The 25,215-nt window shown below is 52.1% G+C and carries 25 protein-coding genes; 12 read left to right on the forward strand and 13 right to left on the reverse strand.

Going from position 1 to position 25,215, the window contains the following annotated elements; all coding sequences use genetic code 11:
• Positions 1-15 precede the first annotated feature (15 nt).
• Genes fliI through fliF form a run of 4 tightly spaced genes read right to left on the reverse strand, consistent with a single transcriptional unit; the run spans position 16 to position 4,781 of the window.
• On the reverse strand, positions 16-1,386 hold the full coding sequence (fliI, locus tag ACTJKZ_RS02945) for a flagellar protein export ATPase FliI (protein ID WP_161736210.1): 1,371 nt from the start codon (positions 1,384-1,386) through the stop codon (positions 16-18).
• Complete coding sequence (gene fliH, locus ACTJKZ_RS02950; protein WP_161736211.1) at positions 1,386-2,078, reverse strand: flagellar assembly protein FliH; 693 nt, start codon at positions 2,076-2,078, stop codon at positions 1,386-1,388. Before fliH ends, fliI begins: the two co-directional genes overlap by 1 nt.
• On the reverse strand, positions 2,071-3,063 hold the full coding sequence (gene fliG / locus ACTJKZ_RS02955; protein WP_013358282.1) for a flagellar motor switch protein FliG: 993 nt from the start codon (positions 3,061-3,063) through the stop codon (positions 2,071-2,073). Before fliG ends, fliH begins: the two co-directional genes overlap by 8 nt.
• On the reverse strand, positions 3,060-4,781 hold the full coding sequence (fliF, locus tag ACTJKZ_RS02960) for a flagellar basal-body MS-ring/collar protein FliF (RefSeq protein ID WP_161736212.1): 1,722 nt from the start codon (positions 4,779-4,781) through the stop codon (positions 3,060-3,062). Before fliF ends, fliG begins: the two co-directional genes overlap by 4 nt.
• 232 nt (positions 4,782-5,013) lie before the next feature.
• Here fliF and fliE point away from each other — a divergent pair, with 232 nt between their 5' ends.
• Positions 5,014-5,325, forward strand: coding sequence for a flagellar hook-basal body complex protein FliE (gene fliE, locus ACTJKZ_RS02965; protein WP_013358280.1), 312 nt, complete (start codon positions 5,014-5,016; stop codon positions 5,323-5,325).
• 50 nt (positions 5,326-5,375) lie between these two features.
• Positions 5,376-5,879: a hypothetical protein gene (locus tag ACTJKZ_RS02970; RefSeq protein ID WP_285088370.1), complete on the forward strand. Its 504-nt coding sequence runs from the start codon at positions 5,376-5,378 to the stop codon at positions 5,877-5,879.
• Between the two features lie 29 nt (positions 5,880-5,908).
• Here ACTJKZ_RS02970 and ACTJKZ_RS02975 read toward each other — a convergent pair whose 3' ends face one another.
• Entirely contained in the window at positions 5,909-6,196 is a 288-nt protein-coding gene (locus tag ACTJKZ_RS02975; RefSeq protein WP_285088371.1) for a hypothetical protein, read from the reverse strand.
• A gap of 481 nt (positions 6,197-6,677) precedes the next feature.
• Positions 6,678-6,878 carry a hypothetical protein gene (locus tag ACTJKZ_RS02980; RefSeq protein ID WP_010247636.1) on the reverse strand — a complete coding sequence of 67 codons (201 nt, stop codon included), beginning with the start codon at positions 6,876-6,878 and terminating at the stop codon, positions 6,678-6,680.
• A gap of 319 nt (positions 6,879-7,197) precedes the next feature.
• Here ACTJKZ_RS02980 and ACTJKZ_RS02985 point away from each other — a divergent pair, with 319 nt between their 5' ends.
• Positions 7,198-7,446 carry a hypothetical protein gene (locus ACTJKZ_RS02985; protein WP_013358269.1) on the forward strand — a complete coding sequence of 83 codons (249 nt, stop codon included), beginning with the start codon at positions 7,198-7,200 and terminating at the stop codon, positions 7,444-7,446.
• A gap of 65 nt (positions 7,447-7,511) precedes the next feature.
• On the opposite strand, the gene ACTJKZ_RS02990 is transcribed toward ACTJKZ_RS02985, so the two are convergent.
• On the reverse strand, positions 7,512-8,144 hold the full coding sequence (locus ACTJKZ_RS02990) for a helix-turn-helix domain-containing protein (protein WP_260058419.1): 633 nt from the start codon (positions 8,142-8,144) through the stop codon (positions 7,512-7,514).
• A gap of 136 nt (positions 8,145-8,280) precedes the next feature.
• Between ACTJKZ_RS02990 and ACTJKZ_RS02995 the strand changes: the two genes are divergently transcribed.
• The 3 genes from ACTJKZ_RS02995 to ACTJKZ_RS03005 all read left to right on the forward strand — a co-directional run bounded on the left by ACTJKZ_RS02995 (position 8,281) and on the right by ACTJKZ_RS03005 (position 9,410).
• Positions 8,281-8,664: a hypothetical protein gene (locus tag ACTJKZ_RS02995; RefSeq protein WP_161736521.1), complete on the forward strand. Its 384-nt coding sequence runs from the start codon at positions 8,281-8,283 to the stop codon at positions 8,662-8,664.
• Positions 8,665-8,746: 82 nt separating this feature from the next.
• Positions 8,747-8,992, forward strand: coding sequence for a hypothetical protein (locus ACTJKZ_RS03000; RefSeq protein ID WP_237566756.1), 246 nt, complete (start codon positions 8,747-8,749; stop codon positions 8,990-8,992).
• A 151-nt stretch (positions 8,993-9,143) separates the two neighbouring features.
• Complete coding sequence (locus ACTJKZ_RS03005; RefSeq protein WP_013358265.1) at positions 9,144-9,410, forward strand: hypothetical protein; 267 nt, start codon at positions 9,144-9,146, stop codon at positions 9,408-9,410.
• 38 nt (positions 9,411-9,448) lie between these two features.
• Here the strand turns inward: ACTJKZ_RS03005 and ACTJKZ_RS03010 are convergent, their stop codons facing one another.
• Positions 9,449-9,688 carry a DinI-like family protein gene (locus tag ACTJKZ_RS03010; protein WP_003854508.1) on the reverse strand — a complete coding sequence of 80 codons (240 nt, stop codon included), beginning with the start codon at positions 9,686-9,688 and terminating at the stop codon, positions 9,449-9,451.
• Positions 9,689-9,863: 175 nt separating this feature from the next.
• Between ACTJKZ_RS03010 and iraP the strand changes: the two genes are divergently transcribed.
• Positions 9,864-10,163, forward strand: coding sequence for an anti-adapter protein IraP (gene iraP, locus ACTJKZ_RS03015; protein ID WP_013358264.1), 300 nt, complete (start codon positions 9,864-9,866; stop codon positions 10,161-10,163).
• 192 nt (positions 10,164-10,355) lie between these two features.
• On the opposite strand, the gene ACTJKZ_RS03020 is transcribed toward iraP, so the two are convergent.
• Positions 10,356-10,679, reverse strand: a complete 324-nt coding sequence (locus ACTJKZ_RS03020; RefSeq protein WP_008926858.1) for a DUF6388 family protein — start codon at positions 10,677-10,679, stop codon at positions 10,356-10,358.
• A gap of 241 nt (positions 10,680-10,920) precedes the next feature.
• Here ACTJKZ_RS03020 and yedD point away from each other — a divergent pair, with 241 nt between their 5' ends.
• On the forward strand, positions 10,921-11,394 hold the full coding sequence (yedD, locus tag ACTJKZ_RS03025) for a lipoprotein YedD (RefSeq protein WP_440829201.1): 474 nt from the start codon (positions 10,921-10,923) through the stop codon (positions 11,392-11,394).
• Positions 11,395-11,469: 75 nt separating this feature from the next.
• On the opposite strand, the gene amyA is transcribed toward yedD, so the two are convergent.
• The 4 genes from amyA to fliD all read right to left on the reverse strand — a co-directional run bounded on the left by amyA (position 11,470) and on the right by fliD (position 15,253).
• A complete protein-coding gene (gene amyA, locus ACTJKZ_RS03030) occupies positions 11,470-12,951 on the reverse strand; it encodes an alpha-amylase (protein WP_253418970.1) in 1,482 nt (493 codons plus the stop codon).
• A 102-nt stretch (positions 12,952-13,053) separates the two neighbouring features.
• Complete coding sequence (gene fliT, locus ACTJKZ_RS03035) at positions 13,054-13,419, reverse strand: flagella biosynthesis regulatory protein FliT (RefSeq protein ID WP_161736517.1); 366 nt, start codon at positions 13,417-13,419, stop codon at positions 13,054-13,056.
• The gene (fliS, locus tag ACTJKZ_RS03040; protein ID WP_110330520.1) at positions 13,419-13,826 is read right to left on the reverse strand and encodes a flagellar export chaperone FliS; all 408 of its coding nucleotides are present in this window, start codon (positions 13,824-13,826) and stop codon (positions 13,419-13,421) included. The genes fliT and fliS overlap by 1 nt, the downstream gene beginning before the upstream one ends.
• Before the next feature lie 11 nt (positions 13,827-13,837).
• Positions 13,838-15,253 (reverse strand): flagellar filament capping protein FliD, encoded by a 1,416-nt coding sequence (fliD, locus tag ACTJKZ_RS03045; protein WP_161736516.1) that lies wholly within the window; start codon positions 15,251-15,253, stop codon positions 13,838-13,840.
• Between the two features lie 336 nt (positions 15,254-15,589).
• Here fliD and ACTJKZ_RS03050 point away from each other — a divergent pair, with 336 nt between their 5' ends.
• The 4 genes from ACTJKZ_RS03050 to ACTJKZ_RS03065 all read left to right on the forward strand — a co-directional run bounded on the left by ACTJKZ_RS03050 (position 15,590) and on the right by ACTJKZ_RS03065 (position 25,174).
• Positions 15,590-16,789 carry a FliC/FljB family flagellin gene (locus ACTJKZ_RS03050; protein WP_440829202.1) on the forward strand — a complete coding sequence of 400 codons (1,200 nt, stop codon included), beginning with the start codon at positions 15,590-15,592 and terminating at the stop codon, positions 16,787-16,789.
• A 209-nt stretch (positions 16,790-16,998) separates the two neighbouring features.
• A complete protein-coding gene (locus tag ACTJKZ_RS03055) occupies positions 16,999-20,520 on the forward strand; it encodes a glycosyltransferase (protein WP_440829203.1) in 3,522 nt (1,173 codons plus the stop codon).
• 116 nt (positions 20,521-20,636) lie between these two features.
• Positions 20,637-24,035, forward strand: a complete 3,399-nt coding sequence (locus ACTJKZ_RS03060) for a glycosyltransferase family 2 protein (RefSeq protein ID WP_440829204.1) — start codon at positions 20,637-20,639, stop codon at positions 24,033-24,035.
• Between the two features lie 170 nt (positions 24,036-24,205).
• Positions 24,206-25,174, forward strand: coding sequence for an HNH endonuclease signature motif containing protein (locus ACTJKZ_RS03065; RefSeq protein ID WP_161736513.1), 969 nt, complete (start codon positions 24,206-24,208; stop codon positions 25,172-25,174).
• Positions 25,175-25,215 lie beyond the last annotated feature (41 nt).

Genomic DNA, 25,215 nt, shown 5'->3' on the forward strand with positions numbered 1-25,215 from the left:
GTTACCTCGCGTTAATTATTGTGACGAGCCAAACAGCGCATGCAGATGCAGGCTGGCGTCGTCATAATCGCTGCGCTCAAAGATGCCCTGTTGCAGGAAGGCTTCCATCTGCGGATAGAGCCTGATGGCTTTATCGAGCATCGGATCGCTGCCGGCGGCATAGGCCCCGACGCTGACCAGATCGCGGTTACGCTGGAAGCTGGAGAGCAACTGCTTGAACTGGCGCACCTGCGCATAGTGGTTCTCATCGATCAGCGAGGTCATCGCACGGCTGATTGAGGCTTCGATATCAATCGCCGGATAGTGACCCGCTTCGCCAAGCCGGCGCGACAGCACGATATGGCCGTCAAGGATGGCGCGCGCGGAGTCCGCGATCGGATCCTGCTGATCGTCGCCTTCGGTCAGGACGGTATAGAAGGCGGTGATCGAACCGCCGCCGTCGATGCCGTTACCGGCGCGTTCAACCAGCGCAGGCAGTTTGGCGAATACAGAAGGCGGGTAGCCTTTGGTTGCCGGTGGCTCACCAATCGCCAGGGCGATTTCACGCTGCGCCATGGCGTAGCGGGTCAGGGAATCCATAATCAGCAGCACATGCTTGCCGCGATCGCGAAAATCTTCAGCGATACGGGTGGCGTAAGCGGCACCCTGCATACGCAGCAGTGGCGAAACATCCGCCGGGGCAGCAATTACCACCGAACGGGCGCGGCCTTCAGCACCCAGAATGTTTTCGATAAAATCTTTAACTTCGCGGCCACGTTCGCCAATCAGACCGACTACGATAACGTCTGCTTTGGTGTAGCGCGCCATCATGCCGAGCAGCACGCTTTTCCCCACGCCTGAACCGGCAAACAGTCCCATACGCTGCCCGCGACCGACCGTCAGCAGGGCATTAATGGCACGTACGCCGGTATCCAGCACATCAGTAATCGGCGTACGCTGCAGCGGGTTAAACGGCGGGGTGATCAGCGGTGCGCGATAGCCGGTATCCGGCGACGGCAGACCGTCCAGCGGTCGGCCGCTACCGTCGAGCACGCGGCCCAGCAGTTCCGGCCCCAGCATCAGCTGTTTGCCCGCCTGCGGGTTATCGCCATTCTGACGCGCATAGACCCGCGCCCCCGGTAAAATACCGTCCACTTCTTCCAGTGGCATCATCAGCAGTTTCTGACCGTTGAATCCCACCACTTCACTTTCGATTTCGCTGATGGTTTTGCCATCGTTGCGTTCGATGATGCAGGTCGCACCCAGCGGCAGCTGTAAACCCGTCGCTTCCAGCACCAGGCCGGTCGCGCGGGTCAGGCGGCCATAACGGCGCACCGGCTGCACCTGGGCGATGCGTTTTTCAAAGGCGTCGAGTGAGCCCAGCCAGCGGTTCAGACGGGTAGTCATCAGATTTCTCCTGGCGCAGCGAGACGGCAGAGTTCCTGCCAGCGCGTTGCGACGCTGGCATCCAGATCGCCATCTTCAGCGCTGAGTTTGCAGCCGCCAGGGTGCAGGGTGCTGTCTGCGATCAGCCGCCAGCCATGCAGATCCAGCGTCGGACCTAAAGTCTGCTCAATACGCTGTAAGTCGTCCGGGTGAACACGCAGCTGTGGTTTGCCGCTGAACATCGGTTCCTGCTGCAGCAGACCCTGAATCTGGCGCAGCAGGGCGGTACCATCTACCGTGGTGGCCTGGCCAATAACCGAGCGAGCCGCTTCCAGCGCCAGCTGCATCAGACGGGCAGCAATCACGCTGTCCAGTGACTCCAGCGTGTTCTGGAACTCCGTCACCAGTTGCTGCATCCGCGCCTGAAGCGGTGCCTGCTGCTGCCGGGCATCGGCCAGTCCCTGCTGAAAACCGGCGTCGTAGCCTGCTTTCTGACCTTCAGTCATACCCTGCTGATAGCCTTCGTTGTAGCCCTGGCCCTGCGCCTCTTTGCGCATCTGCTGCTGCAGACGTTCGAGCTGCTGTTGCTGCTCATCCACGCCGTCTTCAGCTTCGTAAATTTCTGGCTGCAGCTCCGGTTCAGGCTCGTCAAAACGACCTAAATCGGTGGGCTGCCACAGCTGCCAGGGGCGGGCAGAAAATGCATCAGACATAAGTTTCCTCGCCACCACCAATCACCATCTCGCCCGATTCGGCCAGGCGACGGACCACCAGCAGGATCGCTTTCTGTTCGTTCTCCACAGCGGACATACGCACCGGACCCCGGTTGGCCAGATCGTCGCGCAGGATATCGGCCGCACGGGCTGACATGTTTTTGAGGAACTTCTCGCGCAGTGGCTGCTCGGAACCTTTCAGTGCAACCAGCAGCTGTTCGGACTCCACTTCCTGCAACAGACGCTGGATGCTGCGGTCGTCCACTTCCACCAGGTTTTCGAACAGGAACATCTCGTCGATAATTTTCTGCGCCAGTTCGCCATCGAAGTCGCGTACCGCTTCGATAACGGCCTCTTCCTGCTGCGTTTTCATCAGGTTGATGATCTCGGCTGCGGTTCTCACGCCGCCCATCTTCGCGCGCTTGAGGTTGGTGCCATCCAGCAGGCCATTCAGCACTTCGGTCAGTTCGGCCAGCGCAGCTGGCTGTACACCACCAAAGGTGGCGATACGCAGCATGACATCGTGACGCAGACGTTCGTCGAACAGCGCCACAATATCGGCGGCCTGACCACGCTTGAGGTGGACCAGGATGGTGGCGATGATCTGTGGATGCTCGTCGCGGATAAGGTCGGCGGCAGCCTGCGGCTCCATAAAGTTGAGCGTTTCCATCCCGCTGGTGGTTTCGCGCGTTTCGAGAATGTCCTCCAGCAGGCTGGAGGCGCGCTCTTCGCCCAGCGCACGGGTGAGCACTGAACGCAGGTATTCGTTGGAGTTCAGGCTCAATGCAGCAAACTGCTCAGCATCGGTTTCGAACTCACGCAGTATTTCAGTCAGCTGCTTGTGTGACACCTGACGCATATTGGCCATCGCCGCGCTCAGGTGTTGTACTTCGCGCTGGTTCAGGTGTTTGAAAACTTCCGCAGCGCGCTCTTCGCCGATGGTCATCATCAGGATGGCGCTTTTTTCGGTTCCGGTCAGACTCATAGCTCTTTACTCATCCATTCGCGAATCACCAGCGCAACAACGCGCGGATCGTTTTCTGACATGTCGCGGATGCGTTGACTCATCACTTCTGCGCTCATGCGGTTGTTAGACTTACGTTCCTGATCAAGCTCATCTTTGCTGAGCTGCACATTAAAGGCTTCTTCTTCTGGCTGTTGTGCAGCGGCGCGGGCAGCAACGGCTTCGGCAGCGGCTTTCTCGGCGGCCTGCTTACGAACCAGGTGCGGACGAACCAGTTTACGGTAGAGGATAAAGGCGACCAGGGCAATCAACAGCCACTTACCGGCGTTCATCAGCTGATCAAAGAAGGACTGCTGTTGCCAGAAGGGCAGATCGGCGGTCACTGCTTCAGTGGTGTTGAACTGCGAGTTCACCACGTTGACGCTGTCGCCACGCGTCTGGGAGTAACCCATCGCTTCGCGGGTCAGGTCTTCAATCTGCTTCAGCTGCTGCTCGTTCAGCGCAACCGCTTTGCCTTTATCATCTGCACGGAAGTTCACGACGACCGCAACCGACAGACGCTGTACGTCGCCGACGTTAACTTTGGTATGACGAATGGAGCGATCCAGTTCGTAGTTCACCGTGTCATCACGACGTGAATTAGTCGGTCCTGAGCTGGCCGGTGCGGTGCTGGTGGTCTGGTTAGCGTTATTCGCTGCGTTGTTCTGACCATTCGCGGCCTGACCGTTGGCTGCATTGTTAGTCGTGACCGGCGCGGTGTTGGCTGGCGCAGGCTGGTTAGAGAGCGCGCCTGGCACGCCACCCGGATAAGGGCTGCCCGACTGGTCACTGGTGCTGGTCTGACGCGAACGGATCGCCGTGTTCGACGGGTTAGCGTTAGGCTGATATTTCTCGTCGGTTTGCTCGCTGGTGTCAAAGTTAATCTGTGCGGTAACCTGCGCATGCACATTGCCCTGGCCAAGAATCGGATTCAGGATCGCTTCGATACGTTGCTGGTAGCGTGCTTCAACTTCAGAAGAGTACTTCAGCTGCGCGTCATTCAGATCGCGACCGGCGTTATCAGAACGGGTCAGCAGGCGACCGGTCTGATCGACCACGGTGACGTTGCCCGGCGGTAAACCGGCGACGCTGCTTGAAACCATGTGGGCGATGGCCTGAATCTGGCCTTCATCCAGCGCACGGCCAGGCTGCAGGGTTAAGGTGACAGAGGCGGATGGCGCTTTCTGCTCACGCACAAATAAGGTGGGTTTTGGCATCGCCAGATGAACGCGGGCGCTTTTGACCGGACCCAGTGATTCGATGGTGCGGGCCAGTTCGCCTTCCAGCGCGCGCTGGTAGTTAACCTGCTCGCTGAACTGGCTGATACCGAACTTCTCTTTATCCAGCAGCTCAAAGCCCACCGATCCGCCTTTTGGCAGACCCTGCTGAGCCAGACGCAGACGCAGCTCATGCACGTTCGCTTCCGGCACCATCAGTGCGCCACCGTTTTCGGCGAAGCGATAGGGGATGTTCATCTGCGTCAGCTGGGTGACGATGGCACCGCCATCTTCATCAGTGAGGTTGTTATAAAGGACGCTATAGCTGGGCTGCTTGGCCCACAGCACCATCGCGATCACGATCGCCACCACGGCAGCCGCCGCGACGATTAAAGGAATACGCGGATTTGCGCGCAGGCGAGCGAGCAGGTCACCGAAGCCTTTCTTTTCTTGTTCTGTTGTGGCGGCTGTGCTCGCATTCATGACCGATTCCTGCCTGACGTAATTGACCGGGTAAGTTGAGATGGCAAAACAGACTCCCTGACCTGCGTAGATAAAATTTCCACTTCAATGCCAGGCATTATTAGGTGATAAGCAAAATTCGATGGCTGGATAAGGTAGGTTTTTTGCTGTCATTTAGCGGCTTTGTCTCATTGACAACGTGCTAACTTTTCCTCACATCAAAAATGTCATCCTCTTTAATAAGGTATCGTTCATGTCCATTCAGGCAATTGACGGCGTACTGCAGCAGCTTCAGGCGACCTCACTGCAGGCCAGTAACCGCAGCAGTGAAGCCACTAATCAGATCGATTTTGGCGCAACCATGAAAGCGGCGCTGGATAAGATCAGCGAAACGCAGACCACCGCCCGCACCCAGGCGCAGGATTTTGAAATGGGGAAACCCGGCATCGCGCTGAATGATGTGATGGTCGATCTGCAGAAATCATCCATCTCCATGCAGATGGGGATTCAGGTCAGGAACAAGCTGGTGTCGGCGTACAGTGAAATTATGAATATGCAGGTTTAGTTGAACTGATTTCGCTGCTCAATGAGCACCTGCCTGGTGGCGGAGGAGGGATGCCAGCAACATCCCCAGTTTCTTTGCTGAGTCTATGGGCCTGCACTGGCAATCATGCAGGCGTCATTGGCTATACTGCCTCTTATTATGAGCCGTGCAGCAGTGAACTCACTTTTTGGCACCGGCGATATTTCATCACCCATCAACAGGACGCCAGCCCGATGCTAAAAAAACTTATTCTGATAACGTCATTAATCGCCTTATCAGCCCCAGCTTTTGCCGCCACACAGTGCGGGCCGTTTTACCTTAAAGCCGATAAGAGTGGCTGGTTCTCTGTAAACGAAGAACGTGCGAAGACCCAGAAAGTCACGTTTTCAAAAGAGAAGGGTGATTACGACAACGCCACGATAAAGTTGCTGGTTAAAAACAGCAAAGCGCCGGGCATGGTAGATATGGAGCAGACGACGCACGAGGGCAAAGGAATGTTAAGGGCGCAAATCGTCCGCACCAGCCAGAGTCAGATCCGCATACGGGGACTCTATGATTGCGAACCCGCTAAATAGCCTGATCTGCGACCAGCCCGGCGATGCCGCTAACGCGTTGTTTTGCACGCTGCAATCATCGCTGAAACCAGTGCGCTGATATCCGGCGCTTTTGGATCGTAGTAAAACGTCGCGCTGGTCTGATGATGACTGAACTTTGCAATTTCAATCCAGGCTACGGTTTCATTATCCTTTTCGAGGTTATATCGCTTCGTGCCATCTGGCAGCGGATCATCCTGCTCCAGGTAGGACTGCTTATTCTGTACCACTTCGGTAAGGCAGGACGCAACCTGATAAGGATGACCGTCGAACCAGGCGGTCTTCGTTTCCGGGTGCAATCCAACTCGTCCCGTATCTACACATCCGCTCAGCAAACTTACGCTCAGAGCGACTATTAATCTATTCATGGCATCCACTCTCGTTATCATTTTTCCGGCTAATCTGCGCCCTTTAAGGCTCTGTCACGAACCTGTGATTAAGTCAGCGAGAGCAGAGGGTACAACACTCAGCGTCACCGATTCATGAACACAATACATACCTGCCTCACTTTGAGTTAACGGAGAGCGAATGGAAGGATCAATTTACGGGTTACGGGAAATGAACGAAAAATTTGCGAAGCGCTACTTCAAATTGAACCTTCGGGGTTTAATGAACAGTCTGTCAGGCGGTTTTTGCCGTAGTAAAAGCAGGAACATAACGAAACGGTGAGAAATGCTATTACGCAAAAACTTTTCTGCCCTGAAGGTGTGGCGTACTCTTTACCTGAAGCTTCCCTGAGCAACAGGAAACAGCGCGCCCGTCGGGCGCGCCATCTGCACATCAACTCGCTTTATAGGGATCTTTTTTATCATCCTGGCTGTCATCATTTTTGCGCGGCACTTCACCATGATCTTTCGGTGCGTCAGTGGCAGGGTGATCATCTTCTTCATAAGCATTGCCCGCATTTGGCGCAGCTTCGGGCAGGCTCTTGCTGACATCACCTTCTTTCTTACGTTCTTCATTTGTATTGTGCTTAAACATAACTCACTCCTTTTTTTCCAGTGCCTTAAGTCTAGACCAGCCCTGACATCCCGCCTTTACATCGGATTACAGAGCGAAAAAAAGCCCGCCAGAGGCGGGCTAATCGGAGTTTCTCTCATACTGAACACGTCATTTTTCGATGTTTGGGTGTGTGCAGCACAATCATGCTAACGGGAAAGGTCTGATGCAGAAATGGACAAACCTGTCATATCGACTGCGGCAGGTCACATTCCCGACGATAAAATCTTCGATTAATAAATTCGATTGAACTGATTAATAAAAAGCATATAGTGACCTGCGTTACCAGGAGATAGAAATTATGTTACGAGACTATTTAAAGATTGAAGCTGAAGACCAGCTAATTGAACAACGCACACTGAGTCTGAGAAATCGTGGTCAGGAAGAGGTGACAGAATGGATTATTGTCAGCCGTCAGGGTGTCAAAAAAGGCGGCGTGACCCTGTTCGATAAACTCAGCACCCGCCGCTCATGGCCAGTCAACTATCGCATTATGCAGACCGACCTGCAGGGTAAGGTCGTAGTGGATCAACTGGTCGACGCCCTGTAGTTGCATGGCTATTACTCTAACTACAGTTTTTCGCTGAAAAGCTAACCCGCACCCGGCGGGTTTTTTTATGGCTGCCGATAGCGGCGCAATTCCACCAGCGTGCCTATCAGCTTCAGGCTGTCACGGCCTGAATGCAGCTCGGGAAAGTTGATATTGACCGGTGCCAGTTCAAACTGCGTAACACCATCTTCACTGCCGCGCTGGCGCCAGGTGCGCAGCAGGACATTCTGTTGCTGTAATGCCAGTACGTAGTCACCAGGCTGAGGTGACAGGCAGGGATCGATAATCACCACATCCTCCCGCAGAATAGCGGGTGACATGGCCTGTTCTTCCACCCGGAAGGCAAAACTCTGTTTCGACAGCGCCATATCGTTGTGCATCAGCAGTTGATGCCGGACAGCACCGGCATCGTTCAGCCATTGTGCGACGTTACGCTGAGCAAGCAGCGGGATCTGGTGCAGTCCTGCCCAGCTATTTTCGCTGAAAACAGGACCATCCCCATCTATCAGATAAGCCGGTGCACAGCCCAGCGCTTCGGCAAGCCGAAGCAGGTTCTCACCGCGCGGCAGCGTCTCCTCTTTTTCCCATTGCGAAATAGCCACATGGGAGACTTTTACCTGTTGTGCCAATTGCTTCTGCGTTAATTGCAGTGATTTACGTCGGAGTCGGATGCGGTCACCCAGCGTTTCATTTTTCATCAGCTTGACTTTTTGATTGAGAGTGACTTAAGTATACTTAACCCTGGTATTTAAGCAATCTTAAATTCAGGGTTAAGGACGTGGCTGTTCTGCACGCAGTGTGTTCCAGAGACCTTACCGGACAAAGGGGTGTGGCATGGAAAGTAGTCTGATTACCAGTATGGGTGCGTTGGTTCTGGGTGGGGGGGCAGCAGCACTGTTCTGGAAACCGTTATTGGCGGGTATTGCGTCAATCGTAACCAGTAATCGAGCCGGCGGCGAAATTATTACCAGCTACAAAGAGCAGGTGGTGTTGCTGAAAGAGAGCAACCTGATGATACGGGAGGAGAACGATGAGTTACGTGAACGTCATGACAGAAATTTGCGACGTATTGCGACACTCGAAACGGATCTACGGTTAATCAAGAATGCCGTAGGTATTTTACTGGCGATGACCGAAACCGATCAGAACGATAAATTTCGTAATGAGATTAATCGGCTGATCTCAACTCTGGAGGATCGCAGCGATGACAACAATTAACAGCCTTAAGGCTCCTATGTTACAACGGCGCAAAGTTATCCTCGGCTGCATTCTGCTGAGCTGTTCGATGATTTGCATTCTGATGACAATTATTTTTCTCTACGTCAGTAACACGGCAAATAAGCGGGTTGAGGAGATCCGGGCAGATTATCGGGTCATTGCAGCGCGGCGTGATGAGCGGGTGGATTTGCTGACCAGTCAGGTTGCAGCATTACAGCATAAGCTTGATGTGATACCTGATCGCGTCGCCGACAAAACGATCACAAAAGTAAAAGAAGTCGTGATTGAGAATGAGGTGCCATCCGCGAAACCCACCGGGAAACCGTAACTTCCGATTATTCTTAGTGCGGATTCGCTATGATCGACTAGTTTTAAATCTCCGGACGACATTTTGTACCTGAACTGACGTCCGCTGATTGGCCGGTTGATGAACCGCTAAGCCTAAACACTTTTGATAACTGACCAGAAGGAAATTTAGCATGAGCGATTCAACAGAAACCAAAACCAAAAATGACTATCTGCGCGATGTGACTTCGCAGCTTAAAGAGATGCGCCACTACGCGCAGACCAACACCGAAACCCTGTCCAGCCATTGGTTAGCGTTTGATGCTGGTGAGTATAAAGATAAGACGAATGCCGACCGTATTGATGCGTTGCTGAATAAGCAGGGGAAACTGCTGGAAGATCTGGATGCCGCCATTCAGGACATCGAGATTGAAATTAATCACAGTGAGCAGGAGAGCTGATTCATCTCCCGCTGACTGATACGGTGGCCGCTAAGAGATTAGTCGGCCACCAGCCACATTTCCGCTTCGTCGAACATCTCTTCAACAATACGCGCAACTGTCGCCTTATCGTTCTTACTCAAATCAGTATCAATCGCGTTACGTTCCATCGGCTTGACCTTAACTTCGATGTCAGGAAACACCCGATGTACCCGCTTTTCCAGCTCCTCACGAATCATCTCGCGAGCACCCGGTAAACCGGCAACGTTGCGCTTGTCATAAATCAACTCAACAAACATGATGGCAATCCATTCAGGGCAAAATCGCTGATATATAATACTGTAAATAAAAACAGTAGCAAGGCAGTGCGCCTGATTTCGCGTAAATTTTTATCTCGCGAAAACCTCCATCTTCGACTAGCAAAATGCGCACGCATCGCGACATAATGCTGGCTTACTTTTCAGGAGGTCCGCGATGCGACAACTGGTCATTGATATTCTGCTAAAGCTGGCAAAGATGGACGTCGATGCAAAAGAGCTGACGGCGCAACTTGAAGCGCAGTCCCTGCTGGTTGCAGCGCTGCTGGTGCAGGCGAAACAGGACAACTCGCTGACCATTACAGAAACGGTGCAGGATGCCATCATTACCGCTTCGCAATCGTCGACTGAGTTTCTGCAGTCGGATGTTGATCTGCTGCTGACGCATATCAATCGTCTGCTGGCGGTTGCAAGCTATGTAGAAGTGAAAGGCAAAGCCACGGAAGAGCGAGAGTAGGGCCATTTTTCAATACACCTCCGGAGAGGAAAGCCCGGCAATCTCTCCGGAGGCAGTGCAGTTGCTTTGCCCAAAAGTGCAATCATCACCTGCGGCTTAACGTGAAGGTATCGCGTTTTTGCTTTACTGCTCTATCCGATGCTGTGCGACAGACTGAGAGGTGTCACTTATACCTCTTCAGTGCAGGGAACGTTACAGCTCGTTTTTGATGCAGAACTCTTCCCAGCTCATTCCCAGCGACTCAGCATGAGATTTGAGATAGGTCTCGATAGCCTCAGCCGCTACCGCTTTATCGGGCTCAGCGAGCTGAATAGAAAAAATCATCCCATCCAGATTCTTCTGCCGTAAAAAGGCCGCATAGATGCGTTCGGCGTGCCATTCACGCAGCTGTCGCAGCGACAGATTAGCGGCACGGGCATCGCTCTCCGTTAACTCATCCAGTGCTGACTGAAAGTCGGGATGCGCGGTAAAAAACATTTCACGTGCCTGGGCATAATAGGCTTCTGGCGTTTTCATATTTATATTCCTGAAAGGCTGATGCAGCGCGTCAGTGTATCGGGTTGTCTTCCGCTTGTCAGGCGTGCCAGAGCCCATTCAGACTGCCAGTAGCCGATTAAAACGCTGACCGATGTCCTGGCTCATGAGTAAATTCTGCTGCAATCGGCCGCTTGCGGGTGTCTGAACAGCCAGATACCTTGCGCTGCGCGGTGAAAAAATTATAACGTAGCCGCCATTGACGCGATCTTAGGGATTAAACATGAAAAAGTGGATGCTGATTGCCGCGCTGGCACTGAGTGGCTGTGCGCAAATCAACGATTATGAAAATGCGGTACAGGCGCCGGCACCGGCTGATCTGCAGGGGAACTGGCAAACTGTCGGCCCACAAAGCAGCCTGATCAGCGAACAGGCAATAGCCAGTCTGATTATCAATGCGGATGGCAGCACGCTGGATTGCCGCCAGTGGATGCGTGTGATTGCGAAGCCAGGCAAGCTGACCCGTCTGAACGGTGACTATGTCAACGTCACGCGAAAGATTCGGGTGATGCCGCTGGTCGTCGATAACAGTGAACTTAAGTATGACGGGCTGACCCTGCGCAAAGTGGCGCGTCCGACACTAGAGTGTCAGCAGGCACTGGAAGAAGTGGCAAAACAGCCGAAAGCTGCTGTCATTCAGAATATTGAACCGCAGCTGTTGCGCACGCCGATTACTGAGCATAACGCGCAGTCCTAACCGCAGCCCATAAAAAAACCGCCCCGGCAGCACGCGAAAGCGTCCGGCAGGGCGGTTTTACGCTTATTCAGTCACTTATTCTGCTACTACCCAGACGCTGACGCTGCCACCGTTACAGGCAAAGACGGCTGTACCGTGCTCGTCAGCCGTAATGGTCTCTTCACGGTTCCCCAGATGATCGCGCCAGACCTTACCGGCAAAGCCTTCGCCCATCGGCACACTTTTCTCGCCCGCATCGCCGTTCGACATGATCACCACACAGCCTGGCTGCGTTTCGGTGCCGCTGCGGCTGAACGCCACGCAGTTAGGATGATCAAAATAGTCGGTCTGCACGCCCCAGCCATACTGCTGACGTGCCCGGATTAATCCTTCCAGTTCAGGAATGACCGGCATCTCAATTTTGTGCGTCTCGCCGTCGCCGCCCTCATCTTCATAAGTCGCCCCGAAAAGGTCAGGATAGAAAATGGTTGGCACGCCCTGCTCACGCAGCAGGATCAGCGCATAGGCCAGCGGTTTGAACCAGGCCTCAACCGGCGCTTCGAGCGACTGCAGCGGCTGGGTGTCATGGTTAGCCACGATGGTCACGGCATGCCACGGATCCGCCACCACCAGCGAGTTAGCAAAAATCTGGCTCATATCGTAGGCGCTGCCTGCGGTTGAGGCCTGATGGAAGTTCATGTGCAGTGGCGCATCAAACAGCATAGTTTTGCCTTCCACCTGATGCACATACTCCTGCAGCTTCTCGGTTTCAAACGACCAGTATTCCGCGACGATAAACATCGGCTCTTCAGCGACGTCCTGAATATGATCGATCCACTCTTTATAGAACCAGGCCGGAATATGTTTTACCGCATCCAGACGGAAGCCGGTGCAGGGCACCTGTTCCATCACCCAGCGTGCCCAGTATTTCAGCTCTTCCCTGACCGCATTGTTGCGGAAATCGATGTTGGCACCCATCAGATAGTCGAAGTTGCCCAGCTCGTTATCGACCTGATCGTTCCAGCCTTCGGCGGTGTAGTCGTTGATGATTTTGAATACGCCGTTCTCGTCCGGGTTTTCGATGTGGTCTACGCCGCTAAAACATTTGTGGTCCCAGACAAATTTCGAATACTCACCTTTCCGCGCCGGAAAGGTGAATTTCGTCCAGGCTTCACAGTCGACGACCTCATCATAAATTTCATCTCGGTTGTCCGGATTGACGCGGTTAACGCTGATCGCCTCTTTCTCGTCCGCGCCCATTTTGTGGTTCAGCACCACATCCAGCAGCACCCCAACGTTGTGGCTACGCAGGGCTTCCATGGCAGCCAGTAATTGCGCTTTATCACCATATTTGGTGGCAACGCCGCCTTTCTGATCAAATTCCCCCAGGTCGAACAGATCGTAGCTGTCGTAACCCACTGAATAGCCCCCCGACCCCCCTTTGTAGCAGGGTGGCAGCCATGCCATAGTGATACCAATTTCGCTGAGCCAGGCCGCGCGATCGGCCACTTCCGGCCACAATTTGCTGCCATCCGGGTAATACCAATGGAAAAACTGTAATAACGTTGGGTTTTGCATGTACCACACTCCAGGGGGATGATGAAAATCAAGTATGGAGTAAGCGGCAGAAAAGAGACGCCGCGCAGAAAAATAAATCTGGCGGCGTAGCAGAGCAGGGGATCAGGAGAGGGTTTCGCGCGGTACCATCACAATGCCGCCCTGGTTGGCATAGGCGGACATCACCGATTTCTGACGGCTGTTCTGACCGACCAGCGAGGCCAGCTCATCCATCCGCGCCTGCAGCAGGCGTTTTACTTCGCTTTCGTTGTCGAGAATACGGCGCAGTACCGGACGTAACTGCTCCTGCGTCTGTGATGAAGGCGATACTGCCTCTGTCGACTGGGCTAAGTCCTGCACCGCATTGACATACTCCATCTCCCGGCTGATCAATTCATCCCATTCGCCCTGTGCGGCATGACGCAGCATTCCCTGGCTGAGATCGAGTAACTGTTGGTAAACGGCAATCAGATGCGGTGCAGTAGTCATTAAACGGCGTCCTGAATCAGGTTAGGTTGAACCACTTCTTTCCACGCGTCCGCGATGTTGCGCAGCAGGCCTTCGACCTCCTCGACCGCGGCAACATCATTGTGCAGGTTGGCCTGCAACAGGCGACGCGTCATGTAGTTGTAAAGATCCAGCAGATTGTCTGCCAGCTCATCACCACGGTTTTCAGCCAGGCCCTCTTTCAGACCCGCTTCGATAATATTGATGGCTTTGGAGATGGAGCTGCCTTTGCCTTCGATATTGCCATCCTGCATAAACAGGCGGGCGCGGATTAACGCGCTCAGTGCGCCGTCGAACAGCATCACGACCAGCTGCTGCTGGCTGGCGCTCATCACGGCGCTTTCTACGCCAATTTTTGCATAGGCTTTGGTGCCTGTAGCGCTGTACATGGACACTCCTGTTATTTTTTAGACGAATCTGACGTATCGAACTGCTGTGTCAGATAGGTACTGGTCGAGTTAAGTTTACTGATAGCCATATCCAGTTGGGTAAACTGTGTTTTATAACGCGCAATATCCGCATCGATGCGATCGCTGGTGGTGTTATAAAGGGCGGTTAAGGTATTCAGTGTTTTACTGACGCCATCAGTCGCAGCCTGGACAATCCCTTTGGATGCCAGCCAGTCAGTCAGTTTGCTGTCGATTTTCGCAGTAATGCCAGTTTTACCGTCACCCACGATCATCTCTTTCACGCCCGCCGCATCTTTATCCAGGGCGGCACTCAGCTTGGTCGAATCCAGTTTTAATGAACCGGTGGTGGGATCGGTAGTAACACCAATCTGACCCAGTGATTTATAGGATGATGAGCTTTGCGCGTTGGTCAGCATCGTCTTGAGCTGCGTCTCAATCGTCCGTAATGTGCTATCGCCCAGCAGCGCGCCATTACTGGAGTCCTGTGAATCCGTATTGGTATCAACCTTGGTGTATTTGGTCAGGGTGTTGAACTGATCCAGCAAGGTGTTGTATGCATCCACCCAGGCACTGATGGCGCTGGAGGCTTTTGAGGTGTCTTTGGTAATGGTCAGTGTCTGACTGCCAACCGTCTGCGCAGTCAGATTTAACGTAATCCCTTCCAGTGCATCACTGATCTGGTTGCTGCTGTTTTCAATTGCAACGTTGTTTACCGTAAGCTGGGCATTCTGCGCTTTAACGCTTTCTGTCATTACATTGCTGCTGGCGGATGCGTCAAAGCCCACAATTCCCTGCAGCGTGTTGTCACCGGTGACGGCAATCGTTGCCACCGCATTGTCGCTGCCGGTTTTGTTGGCACTCATGGAAAGGCGGAAACTGCCATCTGACACCTTAATGATACTGGCGGTGATACCCGCATTCGCGCCATTAATAGCGTCACGCATACCGGTCAGCGAGGTCTGATCGGCCGAGAGCGTTACGCTTTTGCTGGTACCATCTTTTAAGGTAATCGCAATGCTGCGGCTGGCCACTGAACTGTCACCCAGTGCGGCAGTGCTACTGCTCTGCACAGCAGAGGTCAAAACCTGCGCCTGCGCCAGCTGCGTTACGTTAATCGCATATTTACCGGCGACGGTGCTGCTGCCAGAGGTCGTGGCACTGAAGGCCGTGGAGCTGCTGGTTGCGGTCGTTGCGGTAAACAGGTCCGCACTGTTCAGCTTGGTGTTGGCCGTCTGGAATGTTGTCAGAGAACTTTTCAGGGTGGCATAGGCACTGAGTTTGGACGTATAAGCTGACTGTTGTTTTGAAATGGGTGTCAGTGCCGCTTTTTCCGCGGTGGTCAGACTGTCAAGCATGGTACTGAGTGGCAGGCCGGAACCCACACCGAGATTACTGATACTGGCCATGTTAATTCCTTTATAAGGTCGACAGGGAAATTGATACCTGGGTTATCGGCCTTGAATAGGTAAAGTTTAACGTTATTTGCCTTAGGGTAATGAGGTAAATAAGCACTATAGAGAAGGGTAATTCAGTGACTAGAAAATTAATGAATTAAGTCTAAAGAAGTCGGGACGGGTGGCGATAACTTAAAACGTGACAGGCTGAAGCAGAAAAATTCGCCTGGTACTAAAAAAATTCTAAAGGTTGTTAAACGGCAGACGATAACAACTTTGACGGCGCTGAAGCCGGCGGGTTGAAGCCCACACCTTAACCGAAAGACTTGATTAACAGGAAAATTTATCATGGCCCAAGTCATTAATACCAACAGCCTCTCGCTGATCACTCAGAACAACATCAACAAGAACCAGTCAGCTCTGTCTACTTCAATGGAGCGTCTGTCTTCTGGTTTACGTATCAACAGCGCGAAAGATGACGCTGCTGGTCAGGCGATTGCCAACCGTTTCACCTCTAACATCAAGGGTCTGACTCAGGCTGCTCGTAACGCCAACGACGGTATCTCTGCTGCGCAGACGACTGAAGGCGCGCTGTCAGAAATCAACAACAACTTACAGCGTATCCGTGAGCTGACTGTACAGGCTTCAAGCGGTACTAACTCAGATTCTGACAAATCTTCAATCCAGGACGAAATCAAATCACGTCTGGACGAGATTGACCGCGTTTCTGGTCAGACTCAGTTCAACGGCGTGAACGTGCTGGCTAAAGACGGCAAAATGAACATCCAGGTTGGCGCTAACGATGGCGAAACCATCACTATCGACCTGAAAAAAATCGACTCCAAGACCCTGGGTCTGGATAGCTTCAACGTGAACGGTCCTGCTGGTACCCCAACTGCAGCTGGCGCAACAGAATTTAAAGCTGCTTACGGTTCTACTACCAACGTAACTGGCGCAACTGTTGCTGAATCAACTGCTGATGCCCTGTCTACCCGTCTGGGTGTGGCAACTTCAGGTGTGACTGTTGACACCGGTACTGTGTACAAAGATGACAACGGCAAAATGTTTGCTAAAGTCACTGTTGCATCAGCAAGCGCTGCTGAAACCAACAACCTGAAAGCAAATGGCTTTGATATCGCCAGCGGCGCGTCTCAGTCCTTCTTCGTCGCAGTTGACCCACAGTCAGCCGATACTGCAACGACTCCAGGCACCGCAGCGTTCAAACTGGACACCACTAACATGAGCCTGTCCAGCCTGACTACGGGTGCATCATCAAGCCCACTGGCTAAACTGGACGAAGCGATTGCCAGCGTTGACAAGTTCCGTTCTTCACTGGGTGCGATTCAGAACCGTCTGAACTCAGCCGTGACTAACCTGAGCAACACCACGACTAACCTGTCAGCTGCACAGTCTCGTATCCAGGATGCTGACTACGCAACTGAAGTTTCAAACATGTCTAAAGCGCAGATCGTACAGCAGGCTGGTAACTCAGTGTTGGCAAAAGCTAACCAGGTTCCACAGCAGGTTCTGTCTCTGCTGCAGGGCTAATCGATTCCCTCAGAATCCACGCAAAAAACCCCGCCTCGGCGGGGTTTTTTTATGGCTTAAAAACAGGACTTGGCTGTCGTTCTGGCAGATTAGGCCCTCTTTGCTGTTTTACTTCTCCGATTGAACCCAGGCACAAAGATTATGCTAAAGCAAAATGTGCGCTGCTCTCAGTCGGTCATGACTCAGAGGAGTCAGTGAGAGAGAGTAAAATGCATCAACATGATCTGGTCAGCATCATCATTACCGCCGGCGCTTCAGCCTGGTTTACAAACGCACTCGACAGTGTGCTCAGCCAGGATTACCCGCATATTGAAATCATTGTGGCTGATTACAGTGACGCGCCTTTTATTCATAAGAAGCTACAGGGTTATCTTGTCCGATACGGCCATCTTCTTCGCTATTTAAAAATAGATGATGGGACGGTACCGGTTTATCAGGCTGCCGTCAGCGCAGCGCGCGGAAAATATATTAAATTCCTGTCAGATGCCGATCTCCTGAAACCTGCCTGCGTCTCCACATTAGTCTCAGGCCTGATGACACAGCCTGAGTGCCGTGTGGCGGCCTCCCGTCGGGAGCGGGTAGGTCCACAGGGTGAAGTGCTGCCCGAGCTTATCTCAACATCGGCTTTGTACAGTGAAAACAGCATTATCAACGGCCAGGATTTGCTGCGTAATCAGACACTGAAAGCGTACAGTCTGCCGGGAGAAATGACCGCCGCGCTGTTTTACCGCGAAGATCTCACCAGCAGCCTTATCGATCATTCACTGCTCACCACCGGCGATCCGGCATTACAGGCGGTTCCGGCGCTGGTTATTTTTCACCATTTATTGAGGCACAGCCACCTTCTCTGGTTTGCCACGCCGTTGTGTAGCATTCGTGCTTCAGATGTGGAATTTCAGCCTCATCAGCGTGAAAGTAACGATATTTTCAGAGACGGGCGAGAGGCGTTTTATGAAAAGATCCGTAACGAAAGCTGGTTTAATGATGTCGACCATGAGCCACATCTGGCGCGCATTGCTTCCACGGAGCGACCTGATCTGTTTGGCATTAAAAATCTTTCTGAAGAGCAGCAGAAGAACTTTACCTTAGACACGCTTGCGACGTGGAGAGCTTCACGCACCCTGAATCCATTGCAGCATAATATGCTGGTGGATCTTGCCGCGACGCACACGCATCCCGTCAGCGTGCTGGTCGTGATTACGGTTACAGAAGAGACCGTCACCGGTCTGGATATACTTTTGAAATCAATCGGCCAGACAGCGACAGTGGGCATCCGGTTTGAACCGGTTATCGTTGCCATCGACGTAAAGCCTGACACGAACGCTGAATGCTATGCCGCAACAGAGCAGAGCCGAATCAGTGTCATCAATCAAATTATCCATGAACGTGAAGACCAGTGGATCATGTTTCTTGAGGCGACCACGATTCTGCACGCCTCCGGTATGATCGCATTGAGCAAAATGCTCCTCGTTCAAAACCATTATTTAGCACTCTATGCGGATGAATTTTTTTATATCGATAATGCACCACTCGGTGCCGCTTTCAGGCCCGATTTTAATCTTGATTTACTGCTCAGTTCGCCCAAAACGATGGCGCAACACTGGTTGTTCCGGCGAGAGCTGCTGTTAGCGGCGGAAGGACTGGATGCCGATTATCCCGCTTCAGCAGAGTTTGATCTCATTATTAAGCTGATTGAATCTCAGGGGTTTGAGGGTATCGGTCACCTCGCTGAGCCATTGTTAACAGGCCATCTGAAAAGCAGAGATATCCTTGAAGATGTGGCGATCATTGAGCGGCATTTGCATAATCGCGGCTACCCGGATGGACGGGCGGCATTAGATAAATTCTTCAATTATCGTTTACGATACAACCATCCCGATAAGCCGGTGGTTTCAATCATCATTCTGGCTAACTGGGATCTCGCCTCGCTGATTAGTTGCGTCACGACCGTGCTGGAAAAAACCACCTGGCACCAGTACGAGATGATCATCATCTCTGATAACCAGGGGACGACTGAGCGGGATAAATGGTTGTCAGATATTGCAAAAGTTGATCCTGTCCGTATAAAAACGGCAAGCTTTAACGGCGCATTCAGCCACAGTGCTATGGCTAATCTCGCCGCTGAACAGGCTACAGGAGACTATCTGCTTTTCATGCATTGTGAAATGGCGGTCACTGACGGTGAATGGCTCGATAATCTCCTGAATCATGGACTACGGCCTGAAGTCTTTGCTGTGGGTGGAAAGCATCTCTCATCTGACAATAAGATCAGGCATGCGGGTTACGTCCTGGGGGTAAACGGTGCAGTGGGTGAAGTCTTCAGAGGTAATGACGACAAAGACGCCAACTATCTGGGGCGCATGAATGTCGATCAGAACTACAGTGCCGTTTCGGGTGATCTGATGCTGATGCGCAAATCGGTATTCGACGAGCTGGGAGGATTTGATCAGGATAAGCGCTTATATGCTGACGTTGATCTGTGCCTGAAGGCGCGGGAGCAGGGCTATCTGACGGTCTGGACACCTTATGCCCGTCTGCATCGTCCCGCAGCACGCACCAGCCCGTTCCCGGATGAAACCGTGCAGACGTCCAGTAAATTAAAACAGCTGGAAGAAGACAAAATTTATGCTGAATGGATGCCGGTCGTGGCCAGTGACCCTGCGTATAACCCAAACCTTTCAATGCGAAGTCGTCACTTCGAATTACGAAATGACGATGTTAACTGGCTGCCGGTCAGAGCAGAAAATCTGCCCACCTTCCTTGCGCATAATGCCGATATTTACGGTTGCGGACATTACCGTATTACTCAACCGCTTGAGGCGATGATAGCGGAAGGCGTTGCTCAGGGGAAAAGCGGTATGACACTGCTGACATTGAGTGAAATGGGGCAGTTCAGCCCCGATAGTCTGATTATCCAGCGCCGGTATGCACCAGCATTTCATAACTGGATGGAGCGAGTCAGTAAACTTCACAACGTATTTAAGGTGTTTGAACTGGACGATTACATCATCAATCTGCCCATGAAACATCATGGCCGTCACGCTTATAAGCAGGAGACGGCAAAATTAATACGTAAAAGCCTGAGCTTTTTTGACCGCTTTGTGGTCTCTACCGCACCACTGGCCGACGCGATGCGTGATATGCATCCGGATATCGTTGTGATGAAAAATCGCCTTCCTTCAGAGGCCTGGGGCAGCCTTCGCTCACTGCGTCAGCAGGGTAATAAACCCCGTGTGGGCTGGGCTGGCGGTGTCAGTCATCGGGGCGATCTTGAAATGATTTTCGACATTGTCCGGGAATTTTCTAAAGACGTTGAATGGATCTTTATGGGTATGTGTCCGGATAAACTCCGTCCTTATGTGCACGAAATACACAGTGGCGTTGATCTCACACTTTATCCTGCAGCGCTCGCGTCGCTCAATCTCGATCTGGCGCTGGCACCGGTTGAAGACAATATCTTTAACGCCTGTAAAAGTAATTTGAGGTTACTGGAATACGGTGCCTGCGGAGTGCCCGTTATTTGCAGCAACGTTGCCTGTTATCGGGACGATAATCTGCCGGTTACCCGTGTTAATAACCGGTTCATTGACTGGCGCGAGGCTATCCGGATGCATCTGGCTGACCCGGATGCCAGCGCAAAAATGGGAATGGAATTGCAGGCTGAGATCCGACGTAACTGGATGCTGACCGGTGAGACCCTGCGGCTGTGGGCAAAAGCATGGCAGCCCTGATTCCTTTCGGCAGCTGTTAACCTTTCAGGCTATCTGATCAAAATTTCAGATGGCCTGAAACAGCGCAGAGCACAGAACGGTTAAGTGATTTCATCAACCTGGCGGGCGGAGTTGCAATGTCTGAATTTAAACATCCTTATTATATATTTTCACCTGATTATCGGGAGTCGTCCGGCGGTATTCAGGCTTTGCACAAACTCTGTCATCAAATCAATCTGCATGGCGGCAATGCATGGATGGTAAATAGCGATATCACCAATCCTGCCTGGAATACGCCTAAGCTGGATGTTGACATTTATGATCAGCATAAAAAATCGGAGCTGATCCCCATCGCTGTTTATCCTGAAATTTATTCTGGTAATCCGATTAAGGCTGACGTCTGTGTGCGCTACATGTTAAATCATGAAGCGCTGCTCAATGGTAATCGTCTTAATGAAACAGAAGAGGATCTCTTTTTCTGGTATAGCTCACAGCTGATTGTGAAAGAACCTGACGTTGATTTTTTAACGATGGTAGGCCCGGATTTAGCGATGTTCTCGGATGACGGCAGAGCAAAAACGACAAAACTTCTCTATCTGAATCGGGTACCCGAAGAGAAAGTCGATTTTACTGCTTTACCCGACGATATCACGATTATATCGGTTAAAAATCCTCGTCCTCTGGCAGAGCTGGCAGAAATTTTAAAGTCGGCCACGGTGATGTACACCTTTGAATGGTCCGGAACCTGTAACCTGGCTGCATTGTGTGGGGTGCCGGTGGTTTCTCTGGTCGCCCCGGGTTATGAAAAACTCGCCATCTCCGATGCTTCGATTCGCGATATGGGTGGGGCGGGTGTCTGCTTTAGTGACGATCCCGCGGAACTGGAGAGCACGCGTGCCGGGCTTTATAACGTTCGCGACCACATGCGAAAATTTGAAGCAAATTTCTCGCAGCAGTTAACGCACTTTTTTAGTAAAACGCAGACGGCTGCAGAGAAGAAAAGTGAAGAGAAGTTTGTCTCAACGGAAAACTGGCTGGCCCATTATCCCGTGCCTGAAAAATCTCTGGCTGAGACGGATGGCGGTCTGTCCCTCAGCGTGGTGGTTCTGGATGACAACTCATCGCAGCAGGCACTTGATATTACACTCACCTCACTTCATACGCTGTGCGTGGATATTAACATCTACGCCACTGTGGAAATGAGTGAAAAGGATTCAAAACCGAATCACTTCAGCCGCTGGTTAAGCCAACTGCTGGCTGAAGACCAGAATGAATGGATACTGTTCCTCCATTCTGGCGACAGAATTTTCCCGAATATTTTCAACAGTCTCTCTCTTTTCAGCGAAAAAATCACGACCTCGCTGGCATTTTATACAGACCGTATCTGGCTGGATTCGGATGGGGAGACTTCGTCACTTTTTCTGCCCGATTTTGATCCTGATTACTTTTTAGCGAAGCCAGAGTGCTTTGCCAGGGGGGCTTTCTTCAGACGTGAATTGTGTATGGAGATAATTAAATCACGTGACATTTCACCCCGGACGGTTGAAATCGATTTTTTATTCCCACTGCTCAATGCGCGAATGATGGCTGATATTCAGCATATCCCGCTGCCTGTGTTAGAGGTGTTATCAGCAGACAATAATAATGACGAGTTAACGCAGGCTTTACTGGCAGAGCACCTGACGCTGAGAGGGTACAGCAATGCTTCAGTTGAAAAAAATAAGAACGTGTTTGCTATACATTACAATACCTCAGCAATTAAAAAGCTTACCGTCGTTCTTATCGTAGACAATGAAATCGATCAGGTTAAGCGGACGCTGTCGACGTTTGTCGACACCGTCACTGATACAGCCTATGAAATCATTTTTATCGATAATCTGTCAGAAGACGAGAGCGTCAGAGCATGGCTATCTTCACTCTCAGAAATAAATGAAGATATCTTCAGAGTCTATTTCGTTGATGAGAAAATCAGCAGCGTCAGTGCGCTGAATTATGCTCTCTCTGTGGCGCGCGGTGAATTTACACTTTATCTTTCCTGTGGGGTTTATTTTAATAATAAAGCCTGGCTGAACGCATTGCTGAACCATTGCGGGCGTTCTGAACTCCTCGCCTGTGCGCCATTTTTAACTGATAAACGTCACCACCTCTACTCCCCGGGCATTATTGATGGGACGGTACGCTGCCACTATGATCAGTTCAACGCAGCAGACGGGACGTACAGCCCGGAACAGATTGTTCCGCAACGCTATTTACTGCTCAGCAGCGAATGTATCATGTTGAGAACCGCAGCCTGCCATCAGGCAGGAGGGCTTAATGAAAAGTTCACTACCGTCCATGAGGCAGTCAGCGATCTGCTGTTAAGGGCGTCAGAAAAAGAATCTGTCATGTTAGCCGTTCCTCAGTCACGGGTATGTTGCGATGAAATCATGTCAGAAGCAGAACTTATCCCCGGCACTGCGCTCTTTACAGCCCAGTGGATCGACCGGCTAGCCCGTGACCCTGTTATGAATCCTAATCTCTCCTGGAGTGGTGAGCGTTTTGTACGGGAAAATAATAGCGCGCTGATAGCGGCCCGGCTGGGCTTAAAATTCGATTCGCTATTTTTGTCTGATCCCGAAGACTTCGCGGAAATTCAGCGTGTCAAAGATCGTCATCAGGCGATTACCCACTCCGCAAGCGGCTTACACACTCTGGTCACTCATCGTTTATCTGCTGGTGAACTTTACAGACTAAAACCTGAGTATGTTGTGCTGAGCGATGTGATGGCCAACAGACAGGTGCGGCTGTTACAGAACCGGCATCTTTTCCCTGACACCCGTTTCATTGTTGACATAACCCGGGCGTCGTTTAGCACGAACAGTCATCAGCGTGATCGTGATGCGATTATGCAGGGCGCGGACATGCTGGTGGTCAGGAATGCCGCTGCGCTGAAACTTTTCAGCCACAAAAACATGCTCCTTCAGGAGGATAAGCTCGGCACGGACTGGCAGGGACTCGTTCAGCCTGATTATCGTTCAGCCGAAAATGACGCAAAGCCCAGAGTGGGCATCGTGCTGACGGATTTGCACCCGGAAGACTGGCGGCACATTGAGGTGCTTATCAAGGAGATGTGTGAAGATGTCTGCTGGATTGTTTACGGAGCCTGTCCTGACGCATGGAAAGCCTCTATCCATGAATATCATCGCAAAGTGCCGCAAAACAGGCTTGCGCCGTTGTTTCAGTCCTTAAATTTAAACCTTGCGCTTGCACCTCTCTCAGATTCGTTACTCAACCAGGCGGAAGGGCATCGTGTTATCGCGCAGTTAGGTGCCTGCGGTTACCCGGTGCTGGCCAGCGATCACGATGCTTATAAAGAGATAATGAGCGTTGAGCGTATTAAAAATAAAACGTCGCAGTGGCGATTTATGATTAACAAAATGATCCGCAATCCGCTTTTAATGCAAAGCCTCGGTGAAAACCTCTATCAGGAAGTTAACAGACGCTGGATTTACCAGTCGGGAGAACTGCCGGTATGGCTTGCCCGTAAAGATCGCTGATACCGGGAAGATGGGTACGTATACGTACCCATTCGGTGCATGGATTTCCACAGCCTGGCACACTCAGCCAGATAATGACGATCATCCCATCCGTTACAGTTCCCCTCCAGCCTGCCGATAACTCTCCACAGAACAACATCATTTTTTGATTTTAACTTTGTGGAGTGTCTATGCGCTTCAATTATGACCTGTTACCGGGCGAGCGGCTGACCTTCGAGGAGATCGCCCGGCGTTATGCGCTGCAATATCCTGATGATAAAGAGCTGACGGCGCGCGCCTTGCTTAGCCCGTCTACCGGCCTGCGCACGCTGAAAATCCGTGCGGTGTTCGCGCGTGAAGAGAGCAACAGTCCGCTGGAAGATCTGCTGTTCATCTCCCATGACAACGAGCGTAAAAATTATCTGCGCCGCTTTGAGCACTACCTTAAGCAGAATCTCTCATTCCTCTATTTTCGTCGCAGCGACAACGAGAAGCGCGACAATCTGTGGAAAGTGATGGGCAGCAGTCAGGTCTTCGCAATGATCGATCCACAATCGGCCACGGCACAGAATCTGTTAAACAGTCGCGGCTATAAACTGGTGCTGATGCATCAGGATGATGAGGACATCTACTGGCAGCTCTTTAATCCGCAGGCGGACCCCTGTTTTCCGCAGTCGCAGCGTATTCAGTTCATCGTGGTGCTCAGTACGCCGCAGCACAAGGTCCCTGCAGCGGTGATGCCGGGTACTGAAGTCGGCCGTCGCGTCAAAGCACGGGTGCTGCAGCGTGCCAGCCAGGCGGAATTCAGCGCCGGTGTCAAAGCCCGCTACGGTGCCTGCGTGATGACCGGCACCGAGCTGACCGAACGGCACAACTGGCCGTGGGTGGAAGCCTGCCATATCGACACGCAGGAAGGCGATGATGGCGTCCTGGCAGACAACAGCATCGATAACGGCCTGTTTTTACGCAGCGATCTGCAGCGGCTATTTATTAACCGACTGATTAGCATTGATGCTGAATCAGGCGCGATTCAGGTGCATCCCGGCGAGGAGGCGCGGCAGCACATTGCGCCCTGGTATCAGGAGCTGGAGGGGCGTATCTGCAGTTTGTGGGCCGCGGTGCCGCCCGCCACGCGGCAACGGCTGCGCGCCCGTCGTTAATTCCAGGAGGCGTGCAGAAATAACTGCACGCTGACTTAACA

The sequence above is a fragment of the Pantoea sp. 22096 genome (genome assembly GCF_052045955.1).
In the GTDB taxonomy this organism is placed as follows: domain Bacteria; phylum Pseudomonadota; class Gammaproteobacteria; order Enterobacterales; family Enterobacteriaceae; genus Pantoea; species Pantoea alfalfae.